General features: G+C 47.4%; 4 protein-coding genes and 1 pseudogene. 1 reads left to right on the top strand and 4 read right to left on the bottom strand.

Annotated features, from left to right (window positions below):
• Window positions 1–34: 34 nt before the first annotated feature.
• Entirely contained in the window at window positions 35–1774 is a 1740-nt protein-coding gene (gene fruA, locus AACS00_RS09365; RefSeq protein ID WP_110167210.1) for a PTS fructose transporter subunit IIBC, read from the top strand.
• A 108-nt stretch (window positions 1775–1882) separates the two neighbouring features.
• Here the strand turns inward: fruA and AACS00_RS09360 are convergent, their stop codons facing one another.
• The 4 genes and pseudogenes from AACS00_RS09360 to rtxA form a co-directional block, all read right to left on the bottom strand.
• Window positions 1883–2503, bottom strand: coding sequence for an ATP-dependent zinc protease family protein (locus tag AACS00_RS09360; protein ID WP_110167209.1), 621 nt, complete (start codon window positions 2501–2503; stop codon window positions 1883–1885).
• 23 nt (window positions 2504–2526) lie between these two features.
• Window positions 2527–3711 carry an amino acid aminotransferase gene (locus AACS00_RS09355; protein WP_110167208.1) on the bottom strand — a complete coding sequence of 395 codons (1185 nt, stop codon included), beginning with the start codon at window positions 3709–3711 and terminating at the stop codon, window positions 2527–2529.
• A 75-nt stretch (window positions 3712–3786) separates the two neighbouring features.
• Window positions 3787–3936, bottom strand: a pseudogene (locus tag AACS00_RS09350) (4Fe-4S cluster-binding domain-containing protein); the annotation flags it as partial.
• 97 nt (window positions 3937–4033) lie between these two features.
• Window positions 4034–18703: an MARTX multifunctional-autoprocessing repeats-in-toxin holotoxin RtxA gene (gene rtxA / locus AACS00_RS09345; RefSeq protein ID WP_181397537.1), complete on the bottom strand. Its 14670-nt coding sequence runs from the start codon at window positions 18701–18703 to the stop codon at window positions 4034–4036.
• Window positions 18704–18721: the final 18 nt, after the last annotated feature.

Raw genomic sequence — 18721 nt, 5'->3', positions numbered from 1 at the left:
TATGCACTAACCATAACGATAAAAGGTCAACACTATGAATATTGCCATCATTACCGCATGCCCCAGCGGGGTTGCCAATAGCATTATCGCCGCAGGTTTATTAGAACAAGCTGCGAAATCGCTGAACTGGAATGCCGCTGTCGAGTGCCACTCTTCGATACTAAATACAGTCACGTTAACCGAAGCCGACATTGCTCAAGCCGATGTTGTGATCATCGCTGCCAATACGCCAGTTGATACTTCACGTTTTGTCGGTAAAAAAGTTTACCAAAGTGAGATTTCAGCCTGCACCAGCGATCCCACTGCATACTTAACCACCGCCGTTGAACAAGCGACCGAGCTTAACGCCTCAGCCGTTACCACTACGGCGCCAAGTTCATCCACTACATCAGCGGTGAAAAAAATCGTCGCTATCACCGCGTGTCCAACCGGTGTTGCTCATACTTTCATGGCAGCGGAAGCGCTGGAAGAAGAAGCCAAGCGTCGTGGCCACCAAATTAAAGTCGAAACTCGCGGCTCGGTCGGTGCCAAAAATCAACTCACGGCACAAGATATTGCCGAGGCCGATTTAGTGATTATTGCCGCCGATATTGAAGTGCCTCTTGAGCGCTTTAATGGTAAAGCGCTGTATCGCACCAAAACTGGCCCAGCACTGAAAAAAACGGCTGAAGAGATGGATAAAGCCTTGATCCAAGCCACCACTTACCAACACTCAGGATCAAGTAGTGCATCGTCTAGTGACGAGAAAAAAGGCGTCTATAAACACCTGATGACTGGGGTTTCACACATGCTCCCAGTGGTCGTTGCTGGTGGCTTACTGATCGCCCTCTCTTTCGTGTTTGGTATTGAAGCTTTTAAAGAAGAAGGCACCCTTGCCGCGGCTTTAATGGCGATTGGTGGTGGTTCCGCCTTTGCACTGATGATCCCCGTACTGGCTGGTTATATTGCCTTTTCTATTGCAGACCGTCCTGGTCTGGCACCTGGTCTGATTGGTGGCATGCTCGCTAGCTCAACGGGCGCTGGCTTTTTAGGTGGCATTGCCGCCGGTTTCATCGCCGGTTATAGCGCAAAATGGATTGCTGACAACGTATCATTGCCTCAGTCAATGGAAGCGCTTAAGCCGATTTTAATCATTCCGTTCATCGCCAGCTTAGTCACCGGTTTAGTGATGATTTATATCGTCGGTGGGCCAGTTTCAGGCATCATGTCGGCAATGACGGAGTTTTTAAATAGCATGGGTTCAACCAATGCCGTGTTGTTAGGCATTATTCTTGGTGCAATGATGTGCTTTGACTTAGGTGGCCCAGTTAACAAAGCGGCGTATACTTTTGGTGTTGGTCTCCTTGCCTCAAACACCTATGCTCCCATGGCTGCGATCATGGCGGCAGGCATGGTCCCCGCATTAGGAATGGGCCTTGCTACCTTCTTAGCCAAAAATAAATTTGCAGCAAGTGAACGTGAAGCAGGCAAAGCCTCATTTGTACTGGGCTTGTGTTTTATCTCTGAAGGGGCAATTCCTTTTGCTGCCAAAGATCCAATGCGAGTTATCCCAGCGTGTATGGTGGGCGGGGCATTAACCGGAGCACTATCCATGCTGTTTGGTGCACAACTCATGGCTCCGCATGGTGGGCTATTTGTCTTGTTGATCCCTAATGCTATCACGCCAGTATTGATGTATTTAGTAGCGATCGCCGCCGGTACTATCGTGACAGGTGTAGGCTATGCGTTTTTAAAATCACGCGCAGCAGCAAGTACACAAGCTGTTCAAGCTTAATCTCTCAGCCATGGTGCAAGCTATCAGGCTCTGTGCTCCTTGTTCAAAAAAGCAAAAAGTCAGCAATACGCTGACTTTTTTGTTTCATTACTTCTACCACTGTGGATGTTATTGATGCTTACCTTGGACATATTCTCGGCTCACATCGACCACTGCGACATCCCGAAAAAAGCTACGCCCTAGTAGTATAGGAAAGGTGAGATGAGTTCGATTAGCTAAAGTGAACTGAGTATGATCTTTCATTTCCCCAAGCTGTACCCACATCATTACCACCGGACGACGCTGATAATTATTATCAGACGATTGACGAATGCGTACCCAACGTTCAACAGGTAAATTGATCTCACCACTTTTTATTCCATCATGTTCAATACGAAACTTGACCCAATCTTGTCCATCGCGCTCAAAAGCTTCAACATCTACCGCACTAATTGAAGAAGTAGTGGCTCCAGTATCGATGCGAGCCCGAAAGCTCTCCTCAATAGCAGGAACATAAACCCACTCTTTTTCACCAAAAATCAGTTTACCATCGGGCGTTTTGGTCGCCACCGGCACTTCTGGCTCAACAATCTCTGGGGTTTCAACTTCCGGTTTTGCAGATTCTGTTTCTGGCTCGGGTTGCTCAATTTGTGTTGAGGTTTCAGTTTGCTCAGAAGGCGGTACCATCGCACAAGCGACTAAACCACCACTGAGCAGCAACGTTAGAAGGATTTTCCATGGTTGTTTCATTCATTTACCTCATTCAACTACTTTTATGACACGCTAACGATGGCCTCTGCTACATAAGGGATGTCTTTCTCCGTTAGACCTGCAATATTAATTCGGCCATCTGCCACCGCATAAATCGCAAACTGATCACGTAAACGACCCATCTGTTCTGGACTAAAACCGAGCATAGTAAACATCCCTTTGTGGCTTTGGATAAAGTCGAATTGTGACGTATTATGTTGATTTCTCAACTCATTACACAAGGTTTGACGAAGGCTTAACAATCGCTGCTGCATTTCAGTCAATTCTTGCTGCCAAATGTTGGTCAACTTTTCATTTTGTAACACGGTTTTTACTAAAGCTGCTCCGTGATCAGGCGGCATAGTATAAGTAGCGCGTGCTAGGGTCAGCATTTTACCTCGAGCATTAGCGACCTGCTGAGCGTTTTTACCTAATACGATTGCCGCTCCTGTCCGTTCACGATACAAGCCAAAGTTTTTCGAGCACGAAGTAGTGATTAGCATTTCTTCTACCCGTTGTGCCATATAACGCACACCTTGAGCATCGCTTTCAAGTGACTCACCAAAACCTTGATAAGCAATATCCACAAATGGAGTAAAACCTTGTTTAAGTGATAACTCTGTTATCATCTGCCAGACGGAAAAATCAATATCCGCTCCTGTCGGGTTATGGCAACAGCCATGCAGTAACACCACATCCTTCGGCCCAGCTTGAGCCAGATCGTCCATCATGGCAGCAAGATCAACCATTTTGGTTTCCGGACTAAAATAAGCATAGTATTTTACTTTTAATCCTACCGCTTCCATGACTGGTTTATGGTTAATATAGCTGGGATTGGTTAACCATACCGTCGTATCGGGCTGGGCAACACGCATCAAATCCCCCAACATTCGTAATGCGCCACTGGCTCCGGGAGTTTGAATGGTAGTTAAACGGTCAGATAATGAGTGTTCATGACCTAAGACTAATTGGGTAATACTGTGGTTAAACTCTTCACAACCGGCAAGCCCAACGTAAGATTTAGTGGTTTGCGTTTCCATCACCTTTTGCTGGGCCAGTTGCACCGCCTGCATGATCGGCGTTTGGCCTTGACTATTTTTATAGACGCCAATGCCTAAGTCGACCTTTTCAGGACGGGGATCTTGGCGAAAAGCAACGGAGAGAGAAAGAATAGGATCTAATACTGGTTCAGATAAATGGTCTAGCATGAAAGTCACAACCCTTTGAAATTCAAGTAATGACTTTCAAGTAAACACCAGAAACCATAAAACCGAAAGTAATTTTTACACTTTACAACTATATATCAGCTGATTATGGCTACCCCGCCACGGTAAACTTGGATCCGCTTTGTCTTGATCAAATTTACCATCAATTAATACATCAATATGATCGAGCACTTGACGTTGTTGAGCGTTCAATTCTGATAAACGATGGCACGCTGTACCCAAAATAAACCCCACACTAAGGTGGGGTTTGCGGGCATTTAAGCTATTTTATTTGTTGTAGCTTAAGTTTTGAGTTGATACTTGTTTATGCGATTAAGCCTTTTTGGTGAACGACATCTGCCCACGCTGTGGTGACAACGACTCGAGACTTGCTGTCTAGGCTATCGATAAATCCATTGTCTCCCACTTGAGGCGCAAAACCACTCATGGCTTGGACTAAGGCATCGATAGCGTTATCCGATAATGCGGTATAATTCCGTTCACCGGCTGCGTCTTTATCACCCATAGCGATCACCACTTGAGCACGATTGCCATTGAAGTAATCGCTAAACGTCACCGAACCAATATGCTCAAACTTGGCTTGGTCGCTGTCGTTTGACGGATCGCGCAAAATCGACAATTTCAGGTCATATCCGCTGCGTTCGAACCACAGTTTCTGCCAATCGATGCCATTGAAGACAATGTTGTCTTCGCTGCGGATGTCTTCCACAAGGTTGTCGATAACATCGCCACTTACGACAAAGCTATCGACATCTGTGCCACCTTTGAAGGTATTTTGGTAACCGCCAAGTACCATCAGATCTCGACCTTCACCGCCGTCAAAATGGCTGAACTTAGAGATGGCAGCAGCAATCAGATTATCATCACCGTCACCACCATTGAGTACAGCATGGTAACCCATCAGTTTAACCACATCGTTACCAGTACCAGCATTAATGCGGTTATAGTTACCAAAGACATTGGCAAAGTCATCACCCGCTCCGAGTTCCACTTGGTTGTTGTTACCAATCGTCACGGTGTAATCTTGATCGTCACCGGTATCGACTCGGTTGAAGGTGCCAGAGGTAACCACGTAGTCACGACCGGTTCCTGTGTCAATTTCACTACCTTCACCGAAGACGAATGATTGATCATCACCCGCACCAAGGAACACATGGTTAATTCGTCCGGCAACTACCGCTGTATCGTTACCCTCACCCCCAAACATCATATTTTCACGTCCCATCAGAACGCCCATGTCATTTCCTTCACCGCCAGTGAAGATGTTTGATGTGCCAGTTGCGTAGAACACATCATCGCCTCGGCCCCCCCAGAAATTGTTGTTGTCTCCGAGATACGCACCGAGATCTTTACCATCACCACCCCAGTTGAAGTTGTAGTTTCCTAGAGAGATGTTGATATCACCATCTCCTTGGAGATGACCACTATTACGAAGGAAATCAAACGTTTTCTCCTTCATGTTCAGCAAATCGGCAGTGAGATTCTGTTTAAGATTCTCGACCAGTGACTTCATTTCCTGCTGCTTATCTTGACTGAAGATAGTCGCAAACAAGTTAGGCAGGTTAAGCGAGTTAAAGCCAAAGGCACGATCTTGTGTTTCTGTTGTTTCGGTGTTGCCATCAGCTGCACCTTGCGTACTGTTCGCGCTCGCACCATTGACAGAAACCGAAGAGTTGTCCTTTTCCTCTTCTGGCGCTTTCTCTTTCAAACCATGAGTTTCAGCAAAAGACTTAATGCCATCCGCTCCCATGTCGATACCCGCTTTCAGACTATCTAGTAACTTAGCCGGGTCGATAAAGGCTTGCGGCTGGTCACCACTGAATTCACCAATGACTTCCAACATCTCTTTGAGGATCGCAACACCATCGACGGCTTGACCATTACGCGAAACAATTTGACCAGATGCGGTGTAATCGACACCGAAAATATCGGCCAACGTGGTTTCTGCGCCTACACCAGCGAGTTTACCAAGTAGCTTATTCTTGAGCTGACGCGGCAGATCCTGTGGCGTATAAGTGAAGGTGGCTTTAGCCTGCCCTGTTGCCGTGAATTGCTGTGTCATCAGACCAAACAGTGAACCTAGGTTAGTATCCAAAATCGACTGAATATTATCGCCGAAAGTAAAGTTCCAGTTACCCGTCGTGACTTGAATATCCGCCCCTTGTCCACCTACGGCAAAGTTAAACGCCAGCTTTTCATTGGCTTGACGAAGCTTGTCAGCGCGGCTGAGCTGACTCGTGCCACTATTACCGTTACCGCTTAGCCACTGATTGTATTGTTTATTCAGTGTCGCTTCTGCATCGTGCTTCAAGCCTCGGCTATCACGTTCATTTTGTGAATCCAATTCAACTAATGTGCTGTAATCCACACTGCTGCTTTGATCCAAACCAGACATATCTTTGACGAACTTTTTCGCACCAGAGAGAGTCCATTGCTGCTCTTGAGCGGCAAGCCAACCCTCTCCTTGCCCTGAAGTTGCAATGTTTTGTAGTACACCAGAAATACGCGCAGCACCGTCGAATGGATTGACCAGTGGCGGAGTCGGGATGGATTTTTCCATCATCACCAGCAGATCATTGCTTCGTCCCATATTGAAGCTCACATTACGGTTACCGAGGAACATTTGCGCACCTTCCAGTGCTTGATAGCCACCGATATCAACACTGTGTTTGCTTTCACCGTCACCGATATGAACCATAACGTTATTGTCACCAAAGGCCAGCGATTTAAAGCCACCAGTACCGACTTTAATGCCCACATTCGATGTCCCCCAGTTCACCGCCGTAAACTCCCCTTCGCCCACGTTAACTTGAATGTTACCTGAGTAGCTGAGTTGATTACTGTTGCTAGAATTGGCAATCACTTCCGTTTCTGGTTTACGTTTTTCTGGCGCATCAAACACGTCACTATTGTCACCAATCGCGCCACGAGCTGGTTCATCGACATCGCTGACACCAATACGAGAGAGATCGATGTCACCTTCCGCAATACCATTGCGAATACGTTCATCCTTGGCAACAACCTCACCTTGCGCATCCCAGCTTAGTGAAACTTTGTTGTTTTCTGCCTTTTTAACCCAATCGCCATTCGCGTCCTTGGTATATTTACGCCCCTCAGCATCTACCGCTATGTCAGAGCTACGTACAGAGACATCGACACGAAGACCATTGGCATCCATCGCGTTAATAAACTGATGACCAAAGCCCTTCTGCTTGTCATCACTCACTAAGGAGCAACCGACAATACTGATATGGTCTGGCTTGCTGCTGATATTTTCCGCTTGATTAAACGTCTGCTGAAACTTGGCCAATTTCACGGCCAACTCATCGGCACTGTAACCACTTAAGCGAGTGTTGTTACTTTCTGAGTGGTCGCGGCCATGCCCCACCAACTGCCAACGTAGCTTTCCATCCAGTTTTGATGGATCGCCATACACCACGCGATAGTTGCCGTCTGAATCGAGCTGCACCACGACACTGCTTTCTGGATGCTTACCTGCAAGGTTCGCAGCCGCTTTTGCAACAACATCATCGTTCTCCATTTGCACGATCACTTGACCATCAAAGCGGCTTTTACCGCCTTCTGTCGTTGGCGTAACCGCTATAGGATCCCAGCCATTGACATCTTGATTATGAAGTGTCTTTCCATAAGCCAATGCTTCTTTCGTGTCATCTACAACTTTTGCATTGCTATCTACATCTGGAGTACCTGGCTTTTTAATCGGTGTTGTGTCAAACACAGGTAAATCGAGGATCCCCTGCATGGTGGTCTTGTCACCAAAGGTCGGCTTGTAGCTTGCTAACGTGTTGCCATCCATTACCACCACACGGTTGAAGATCGCTTCACCTGTGTCGTTTTTACCCAACTTATAGCTTTGAGCCATCTTTAGATCAGATGTGCCGAAGAAACGTGTTAAGTAGGTGCCAAACTTCTCTGCTGACGAGAACTCAACAATGCCAGCATTTGGATCATAGAAGCCGTAGACACGATCTTCATCTGAGCCTTTTGCCCAAGCCGCCATCGCATGCCCAGGAGCATCAAGTTCCAACAATATAGGTTTACCGTTAACCGATACATCAGTGATCTTCTCAATCACACCGTTTACGGTCAGCGCTTGCTTACCTTCCAGCTTTTCCTGCCACACTTTCATCGACGTATCATGCATTGGGTTCTTTGCATGAATGGCCGCTAAGCTGCTGAGCAACTTGCTTGCATTAGCTTTTTCACTGTCTGAGTAAAGGGTTGGATTGCTCAGCACCGCTGCCGCAGAATACATCTTCTCCAGTAGTTGTCTTGCAACGCCGACTTGACCATCATTTTCGAGCTGTTTAGCAACCAAAACGAGTTTAGAAAGTGGATCACAACGTCCACCAAAACCATCATTCGATAAGTTCAACAGCATTAACTGTGGCGCAAGTTGTTCGGTCGCTTTCGTATCCACCACCCCAGCAGAGGCAACCTCACGGAACAGTCGGTTGTACTTCTCAGACTTGTTCTGGAACGTCACTTTCAGTGCACGACTTTCAATTTCCCAAGCTAGCGCACCTTTTTGCTCTGCACCTAAGTTGCCTTTAACAAACAGATCCACCAGTTGCTTGATGTTCATATCTGAGCGGAAGCCATCAACGATCGCCTTAGCATGATCGTTTTTATAGCCATTTAGGAAATCTTTGGTCGTACGAATGTCTTTCGATTTACCCGGTACGCTAGTATCTGGTTTTAGCGCGTCACCATAGCGTTTAAAATCTTTCTCTAGCCCTTTCAGCACTTCACCTGCTTTTTCCGCCGCTTGCTCTGCATTGAACAGACCGGAGACAATTTGATCTGCGTACTGACCCATCAAGCGATTGCTTGCTTCGTGTCCATAGAAGGTTTGTTCACCCGTGACGTTGTAGCCAGCAATCGTAAGTTTAGATCGTAGCTTCTCGCCTTCTTTACCTAAACCTTCACTGTCCGTTAGCAACAGAATCGGCGTCTCTTTTGGCAAACCTTCAAGATTCTTCTCTACAGAGAACTGACCATTCACTGCCTTAGAGATTGCACCTACAATACCAGCAGGATTTACCACTTCATGTGCGGTGATCGCTTTAGTCATACTTGGCATAGGACGATCGAGCAACAAGCCTGAAACTGATTGGCCATTTTGCGCCGCAAAACGCGCGAGATCGGCAGCAATCGGCCCACCCATTGAGTAGCCATGAATGATGATCTTGCTTGGGTCAATACCCTTGTCGTTTACTAGGTAGTTGAACATAGTGCGAGCGTCTTGGTACAAGCCTTTTTCAGTTGGCCCGCCGTCACTTTCACCATAGCCACGCAGGTTGACTGCGAGCATATCGATGCCTTGTTTCTGATAGTGGCTACGAATCGCACTCGCTTGCTCTTCGGCTGAAGAACCAGAACCATGTAAGAACAATACGACTTTGCCGCTTGTCGTGCTCGTGTCGCCTTCGCTTGATGCTGCCCCCTGATGGTAATACCCCGTTAAACGGCCAGCTTCCCCTTGCAGAGTGACTTTCTGTGATTCACCGTTTTCTACCGCATGGTCAAGTAGAGTTTGTGTGATTTCGCCAATCTTACGACGCGCGTCTTTCTCACCGTATAACTCATTATTGAGGAATCGAGTCAATGGGCTCAGAGATTCTTTATCGCGCGGTGGCGTACCATCATTTTCAATCGCGACGTTTTCTTTCTGCTTGTCATTACCTGATAAGACATCAAGAACATCTGTCACTTGGTGGTTTTGCTTCTTGGCGGTAATTTCAAGCTGAGCTTCTTGTAGTGCCTGACCGAAGTTAAACAACTCTGTCGGTGTCCAAACACCAAACTTAGGTCGCCATGTGTGCCCAATCAGTTTATCTGCCCCACCCGCTTTCAAAACCTTCGCGACTATACTTGAGCAGTTTTTGTTCAGCAATTGATAGCGAGCATCCGAATCGTTGCTAAGACGATGCCATTCGGCTTGCATTGCCGCTACATCAAGACCTTCTAGGTTAATGCGAAATACTCGGCCTTGGTCAGCCTGCATCTCTTTAAAGGTTTGAATTTTATCCAGTTCATCCTGTGCAAATCGCAGCACAACTTCGGATATCTGCTGTTCCATTTGTTCCGAGTTAACCGCAACTTTCGCTTGTTCTTGCAGCTCTTTCGCAAAGCGCTGCGCGACATCTTGCATGTCGTAGCTAGTGTCATTCCATTGGTCAACAAACGGTTTAGAAATATGCTCAGGAATATTGGCCGATTCCAAAATATCAGGGTTCATTAATGCCATCATGGTAAACGTTTCAGAAATATCTTTAAATTTCTCATCAACACCAGAGGCTGAAGCCAACTGCTTGATAAAATCCTTCAATTTATCTTCAGCGCTTTTTAATCCGAAATCATCATTTTCTTCCGACTGCATATCAAACGCTAAAGATTCCCCCTGCGCGGCGGGTTGGCTAAAATCTTTCCAGCGCAATTTAAGGTCTGGCATCGCTTCTGATGACACATCAAATAGATGATTTAAACTCGATGACTTACTCCCCATTGGCCACCAGCTAACATAATTACTCTGGTTATATGCTAGTGCTTGATCTGTATTGATTTGATTACGGCCCTGACCAATTTGCAGCGCGGCATGTCCAAGGACACTATGATCACTCGGTTTCCAAAGAAATAGTGTTGCGCTGACGGGTGATAAGTGTTGCTCAATCGCTAAATGCACTTTTTTAAGGCCAGTGATATCAATACCCTTACCGTCTTTGGCAAGATCTTTGGCTGATAATCCAGCAAAGATTGTATCTGCAACGGTTTGTCCGTACTCGTGACTTACTGTCGACTTCACTTTTTCAAGCGCAGCTTCGCTGCTACCTAGCAGATCGATATTGGCAGGATTGCCTTTACCTTTGGTAACAAAGTCACCCTGTTGATCCAGATAAAGGTGCTTACTCTCTTTCAAATTGGCGGCTTCTAGCTGGTCATATAATCGGCTGAAACTGTCTTTCGCTTGGATATTTTGCTCAGCATCTGACAGCACCGAAACTTCATCTAAACGAGTATTCACCTGATTTAACAGTGAGTTCATTGCTGCAATACGCCCCGAATCCGGGTGTCCGAGTACATAGCCTTCAATTTTTTTACGTAGGTTGAGCAGTTTTTCTATTGATTCCTGCTCGTAATCAGAGAATTCAGTGACGCTAGAGTGATATTCGGCTAATGCGTTAATCACTTGCTGATAGCTTTCACCGCGGATCTTGCCTGTTACATTCGCCGCATCCAGCAGCTCAGTGACTGACATCAGCTCCACTTTAGTGTTGTAGTGCCAAGTGCCATCGACTTTTTGCGCCAACACATGTGTACGACCTTCATGGTGTGAAATCACCTTGTTATCCACCAAGAAGAGCTCGTCAGGCATTTGTTCGAAGTTATCGAAGTTGGCCAGAATGAAGCGTTCGATGACTTTGTGTTGAGCCGCGTCTTCAGGGTCCTCAAGAATGATGGTTTTACTCTTGCCATCGGTTCCTGGCCAAACACGCACTTCAAAACCTTCATCTCCTTCTTGTATCAGTAGGTTTCGTTCAGTACGCAGTGAATAGAATGGCAGCATGTCATTTAACGTGGTGTTAATTATGGAAACGACGTTTTCTTGCTGCTTGTTATGTTCTAGATTGGGCGTTTCACCTAAAGCGTGTAATTCTTCTTTATCGTTAGAAGCAAGCTTGGTAGATGTGAGCGTCTCATGGTTATCAGTATAAGGAGCGGTAATTTTCGCCCATTGTTCAGCATGCTGCGTCATCAACCATTCAGCTTTGTGATTGGCGGATGCACTGGACTTAGGATTTTTGACTGGCGGCTGTCCTTTGCTTACTCGATACTCCTGATACCAAGCGTCGAAATCCTCACTACCGCTAACCAAAGCATTTACTTCAGTGATGATGGCTTTACGGCTTGCCGAGTTAAAATGATCGAGTGCCTTAACATCTACTTTCACGGTTGACTCTGTTTTGGGTACAAAGTCACTTAATGCACTCGGTACACTGCGAAACTCAAATAAGATCGCTGGTTCAGGCTGTTGCACACTTCCTGTCGTCGCATTATTAATTCCATGTCCAGCGACTTCTCCACCATATTGGAAGTATTCAAATACGTTCTTAGCAAGGCTTTCTGAATAGGAGCCTTTCAGCTTTTCCGCAATCTGTTGCCTTACATAGCGTGAGTCTTCCGCACTGAGAAGTTCCAGCATTCTAACGGGTTTAGTTCTTGGCAATATGCTCCAAGCATTTTTGACTTTCGGATCTGTTAACCCTTGAGCATTCGGAGAAAAACCTTCAGTGGCAGGATCCCAATCATTGATGTAGATCCCATACTCTTTGGCCAAATCTGCTGTTTTTGAATAGACAGATGTGAGATAGGCATACACATTTTGCGCTGTAGCAGGATCATCCAACTTAGCGTTTTTCGAGTTTGCTAAAAACTCTTCTCTTAGCCCTGCCTGATACCAAGGCGCAGATTCAAGTAATCTAACTTCCGATGACGAGCTTGTACCAAATTCTTTCGCACTGATCGCTACTGTGGCTTGTTGACCACTAGGGGTCATCCCTATGGTCTTGCCTTGTGCATCAATAGAGGTCCCGTTACCCGCGGCGATAAGATGCTTATAGTTCGATATAACCAGTGTGAAGCGTCCGTCATCACTCACTAAGTGAGGCAAGCTTTGGTGGTTAGACTGATTGATATGAGAGGTAAACTCTTTCGCAAGCCATAGCATTGCCTCTTTACGACTTTCAACCGCTGCCGTATCACTGATTTCACTAGGATAGGTAACCAGTTCAATCGTATGCGTCTGCCAGTTGTTCACCCCTTGAATATCACTGATACCAACAGGATTGCTATAACCACCTTGATTCATGTCTTTGGTTAGCATGAACAATGGGTTACCTTGTGAATCATGCACATACCCAAATGTCTGCGCCGAGTTTTTCGGCAAAACTACAACCAGACCGGATAGCTCATTTTCTATACCAATGGATGTCGATGCGAAATGACTTTTAAATCCGGGAACACTTTTCGAAGCCAGTTGACCCGTTGGTTGACTTCCCTGTACAGCACTTAGACTCTCGAGGTTCACTCCTGAGATACGGACGTCTCTGCGAGTCACTTCTTGGCGATTTAGCTCCGGGGAGACAGTGGTAGGAATAACGACGCTCTCGCTATTTGTTGCAGAGAACATAGCAGTAACCCGGCTAACGCTGTTTTTCGCTCGAATACCTGCGTTAATTTGTAGACGGTTAACCGCATTGGTTGCCCCCTCTAGCGCTTCTTGCTCTTGTTCGGTCAAACCTTCGCTAAAGAAGCCATCGGCATTAGCCTGTGTGTCTGCGTTAACATGGCTTGCGGTTTCACCTGCGCCTTCAACCTGATATGCCTCACCCGAAAGACCACTGCCATTTACACCTTGACGATCAGGACGATGACCTTCGTTTTGTTTAGCACCTTGAGCGTCTGCTTGCGCTTGGTTGGCTTTGTTTTCTGCCATTTGCACATCACGATCACCGCGTGATTGAGCGTGATTTACCGCATTGTGTGCATCGAATTCGGCTTGTTTTGCGTCGTTGCCTTTTGCTAAAGCATCAGCTTTACGTTTTTCAGCATTTTCTTCAGCATGAGCAATGTCTTGATCTACTTCCGATAGGTTCTGTTCAGCTTTCACCACAGCAACTTCTGACTTCGCAACCGCATCTTTGACTTTATTTTTATTGTCCGCGTGCGTCTGCTTCGCCTCAGCAATCTTGGCATTGGCGAGCAGCTTAGCATCGTCGAGCCGAGTTTGAACGCCAGCCAGCAGACCGCTGGCAAATTCGTTGCGCCATTGCTCACCAGATTGTCCCGTATGCGAGGTTTGGCCATCAAGCACATCAAGACCTTGCGCCAGTTTTGTCAACTCGGCGGTCACGGTTTCCGATTCTTCTTGCACCGCATCACGTTGAGCTTGACCGTTATTTTCTAAGGCTTGTTGGTCGGTCGCTTCCAACTGACTTTGTGAACCTGCGACAGCATCAAGCTGTTTCTGCTTTTCTTGTTCTAAACGTTGGCGATCCGCTTCTGCACGCTCTTTATCAGACAGAGCATTCTGTGTCGCTTGGTTTTGTGTTGCGTGCTCACGGATTGAATTAGCTTGTTGCGATGACTCTGATGTCGCCACCACATTATCTAAGATGTAGCCCAGCCCATCATTGTGGCCTGTGCCTTTAAATTCGATACGATTACTGCCGGCCTGCGCGGTCAGTTTTAAGGTTTTTTGCTGCCAAGCAGACTCATCACCCGACGATGAGAACACCACTTCACCGTTCCAAAGAACTTCGATGCCTTCGTTATTAGAGAGGCCCGCGCGTTTTGCAAAATCAAAGCTCACCGCAATGACTTCACCTTGCGCTAGATCAGTCAGATCTTGATAGAGACTGGTGTTGGTATAAGTATCGAGCTCGGTCACACGTGCGCCGTGACCTTCACCCTCTACGCCATATACACTGCCTGCATAAGAGGCTTCAACCCCATGGGTAGATTGCCAGCCATGTTCGCCCAGCTCAAAATCACCGTTCACAATCAGATTTGGAGCTTGCACGGAAGAATCATCAACATTGAGTGCATGTTGCATCTTGTTGAGGTCAGGAGTATCTACCTTAGTCACGCTGCCCGTGAGACTATCACCGAGGTCAGAACCGACTTCCTTAATGGCGTCCATGTGGAAACCATCTAGCTTGGTGATTTCAGGCGTTGCAATCGCACCACGACCTTTATGCGTGCCTGATGAGGAGGCTTCATCGCCTTGAACTAAGTAGTTGATGGCTTGGCTGCCACCGACACCCAGTACGGTTTGTTTGATGTTATCAAACAAGGCAGAGAGCTTGTTGCTGCTGGTATTGCTCGATGCCACCGCCAAACTGTAGAAATCGCCGTTACCGACTTTGATGGCAACGTTGTTTTGAGCGTAGGAAGCATTGATGTTGAGGCCGTCCCCAACGTGAATATTGGCGTTAGCTTTGCCCTTCATCACTGCGACATTCAGGCCATCACCGACTTGAGTATTGAGATTGTATTTACCCCAAGCGACATTCACTGACGCCCCATCACCGACTTTGGTGTTGATATTAGTATCGCCGTAGGCAGCAGTGACACTTAAACCGTTACCCACCGTGGTGGTGATATTGGCTTGGCCTTTTGCCGACGTCACCTGCATACCATCACCCACTTTGGTAACTATGTTGCCTTTACTCCATAGAGCGTTGAAGCTGTCGCCATTACCCACTTGAGTAACAATATTCTCTTCACCTTTGGCTAGCACCACGTTTTGGCCATGACCGACTTTGGTAATGACGTTCGCTTTACCCCAAGCTCCGGTGTAGTCGTCGCCATTACCGACATGAGTAATGATGTTGGCTTCGCCTTGCACAACGGAGACTTCTTGGCCATCACCCACTTTGGTGATGAGGTTGGCTTCGCCTTTGGCGAAGTTGTAACGATCTCCATCACCGACTTGAGTTAACACGTTGGCTTGACCCCAAGCGACATTAACACCCAAACCATCACCGACTTTGGTAATGAAGTTAGCCTTACCTTTGGCAATACCAATGGTGGTGCCGTCACCAACGTGGGTCATCACATTGCCAACATCGGAGATCAATAAACCAACGGTTGTACCTTCACCCACTTTGGTGAGGATATTGCCTTTGCCAGCCAACACAGCCGCGGTTGTTGCATCACCGACATGAGTCACGACGTTGGCTTTAGCCGCGGCCACCACACCCATGAAATCATCACCCACTTTGGTAACGATGTTGGCTTCACCCAGTGCGAGTACACCAGTTAAGCCATCGCCGACATGGGTCATGATGTTGGCTTTACCGAACATCGCCGCTAGCGTGGTGCCGTTACCAACCTTAGTCATCACGTTCACTTCGCCAGCAAACAGCCCTAGGCTGGTACCATCGCCAACATGGGTCATGATATTCGCTTTGCCGACCATCAGCGCCGCCGTGAGATCATTGCCCACTTTGGTCATGATGTTGGCTTGGCCGATCATCGCCGCAAACGTTCTGCCATGACCAATATGGGTAAAGATGTTGGCGTTCCCCACCATCGCCGCCAGTGTGGTTCCATTGCCCACTTTTGTCGCAACGTTACCTTTGGCTAACATCAGTGCCACCGACATACCATCGCCAATGTGAGTGAAGACGTTGGCTTCTGCCACCATTAACGCGAGAGCATCACCGTTGCCCACCTTAGTAAAGACGTTACCCAAGCCGCCCATCAGCGCCCAAGCATTGCCTTCACCCACATGGGTAAAGATGTTGCCCGCGCCAATCATGACCGCAATAGAGGTTCCATCACCCACTTTGGTGAAGATGTTACCCGCCGCGCCCATTACACCCAGGGTTTGGCCATCACCCACATGCGTCAGCACGTTGCCAACGCCAAGCATAATGCCAGTCGTGTCGCCATTCCCGATTTTCGTTAGGATGTTCGCGCCACCGACCATAACACCCGTTGTGGTGCCATCACCAACATGGGTAAGCACGTTTGCGCCACCGCCCATCACAGCAAGGGTATTCCCTTTGCCTTTTTTGGTGAGAATATTTGCACCGCCAAGTGCCACTGCCGTGGTATTCGATAATTGATCATCATTGCTGATATGGGTTATTACGTTCGCACCACCCAGCATACCCGTAGTGAGTTCGCCCTCACCCATTTTGGTCAGTACGTTTGCGCCGCCAGCAAGTACCGCAGCAACATCACCTTTGCCAACTTGCGTCATCACGTTGAAACCGCCCGCCGCCAACCATAATCCGTTACCAGAACCGACTTGGGTATGGGTGTTGTAGCCACCGAGCATCACAACGCGACTATCACCACTGCCTTTGTGAACTGAAATATTACCGTAAGCCAGTAAATGCGCGAGATATTGCCCATCGCCAAGGCGAACCAACACGTTTACCGCACCGCCCGCGTACACATCCATCTTGCCTTGTTGGCTTTGGTGTACCAAGACGTTCGCCAAACCTGCGCCGCGGAAGGTGAGATCCCCTTCTTCGCCACTTTTGACAACGACGTTCTCAGCACCACCACCGTTAAATTCGGTATTACCAAATTGGGAGCTATGCAGGATCACGTTGGCAATACCGCCACCGTTGAAATGCACATTACCACGCGTCACGTTTGATTTGATGACGTTACCGCCACCGGCACCGTTGAAACGAACATCACCCGAGCTTTCACCGCTATCGTTAGCGGGTTTAAACAACGTTTGATCTGTGTATTCTTCGATATCCGCTACGGTTTCGCTGGTACTTCTAACGGCGTTTACGCTGTAGTGCAAGTCACTAAGCGAGTAGCCACCTTTGCCCATTGGGTTATACCCAGTTGCAGATGAAATATCTTGGTTGGCTATATTGGCCGTGTGATCACCTTCTTTATACCAAGAGCGAGCTTGATATTTCAGTGCCCCGGTTTCAGCATCATTTGCCAGCTCCACCACCACAATTTTTGTGTAAGGCCCAAGTACTTTGGCATAAATGTAAGTGTTGGGTTGGCGGTTGGATTTTACCGCTTTGACATCCACCTTAGTGCCATCTGCATAAATCGCATGACCGCCCATTTTGGCATCCGACAATGACACCTCTTTCGCATCAATCACCGCACCATTGGCGTAAGTCACCCACTCATATTCAGTCAGGCTTTTTTCAACCGCATGAACGGTGACGGATTGTTGCTGTTCAATGGAAATATGAGAAAGAGTGTAGCCACCTTTGAGTGGATTAGGTTCAAAGCCACCTGAAGAGGAAACATCAGCGTTGGCTAGGCTTTCCAGATGATTGCCGCTTTTGAACCACGCTTCTGAGTAATAGTTCAGCTTGCCCGTTTCAGCATCGTTATAAAGACGGACTTTGTTGATTTTGGTGTAGGTATCATCAACAATAGCGAACAGATAAGTATTTGGCTCTCGCTGTGATTTTATGGCAGTGACAGCATGGAGTTTGTTGCCGTTAGCGATCGATAAACCGTGCATCTGAGCCGTAGTGAGTACAATCTCATCTGCTTTGGCATATTCCATACCTTGGGCATCAAAATCACTACCGCTACCTTTACGAATAATGGTGTTGTACGCACCGCCACCCGAGAAATGAATGTCACCATGGGCCACATCAGAATAAAGGCTGTTGTAACCACCCACACCTTCAAAACGAATATTGCCGCGGGTTTGTGTGTAGACATCTTCGGCCTGATGTGTCCGTTCAATGCGGTTTGAAGCTCCAGCACCTTGCAGGGTTATATCGCCCACTTTGCCTTTACGGACTAAATGGTTATCAGCACCTGCGCCACGGAACGTGATGTTACCAGTCTCAACACGTGAACTAATGCTGTTCGCGGCACCGGCACCATCAAAGGTCACATCACCACGAGAGCCTTGGTAACGATTAAATGCCGTTCGATCTAACTTGTTACTAGCTCCAGCACCGATAAATGATAAATTACCCTGATTAGTTTCGTGCCAAAGACTGTTGTAACCACCCGCACCTTTAAAGGTGACGTTGCCACTCACCCCTTTGCGACTAAGACCATTATAGGCTGCTACTCCACCATAGCTTACATCGCCATGATTACCTAAGTGATCAATCGAGACACCGCCAGCGGCACCAGCAAACGACACATTGCCATCGCCATTTTTATGAATATCGGCATATCCGGCCGCGCCTTTTACCGTAAGGTGGCCTGTTGTGTCATTTACTTTTAGGTATGCAGAGCCCCCTACAACGGTATCGTTGCCACTCCCCGTATATACGGTAGCGCCAATCGATCCCACAGTAATATGGTCGTCACCACCGTAGGCATGAATTTGTCCCCCAAAACCAATGGCTACAATGTTGTTGTTTCCATCGTCGGCGGAATAGTTTCCTGTGAAGAAGTATTCGACACTTCTCCAAAATGGTTTTCCCATAAGCCAAACTCTTCTTTT

It is taken from the genome of Vibrio sp. 11986-1-5 (assembly GCF_963878025.1).
Taxonomy (GTDB): domain Bacteria; phylum Pseudomonadota; class Gammaproteobacteria; order Enterobacterales; family Vibrionaceae; genus Vibrio; species Vibrio injensis.
The sequence above is the reverse complement of the archived record's forward strand: the minus strand, read 5'-3'. Positions and strand labels throughout refer to the sequence as shown.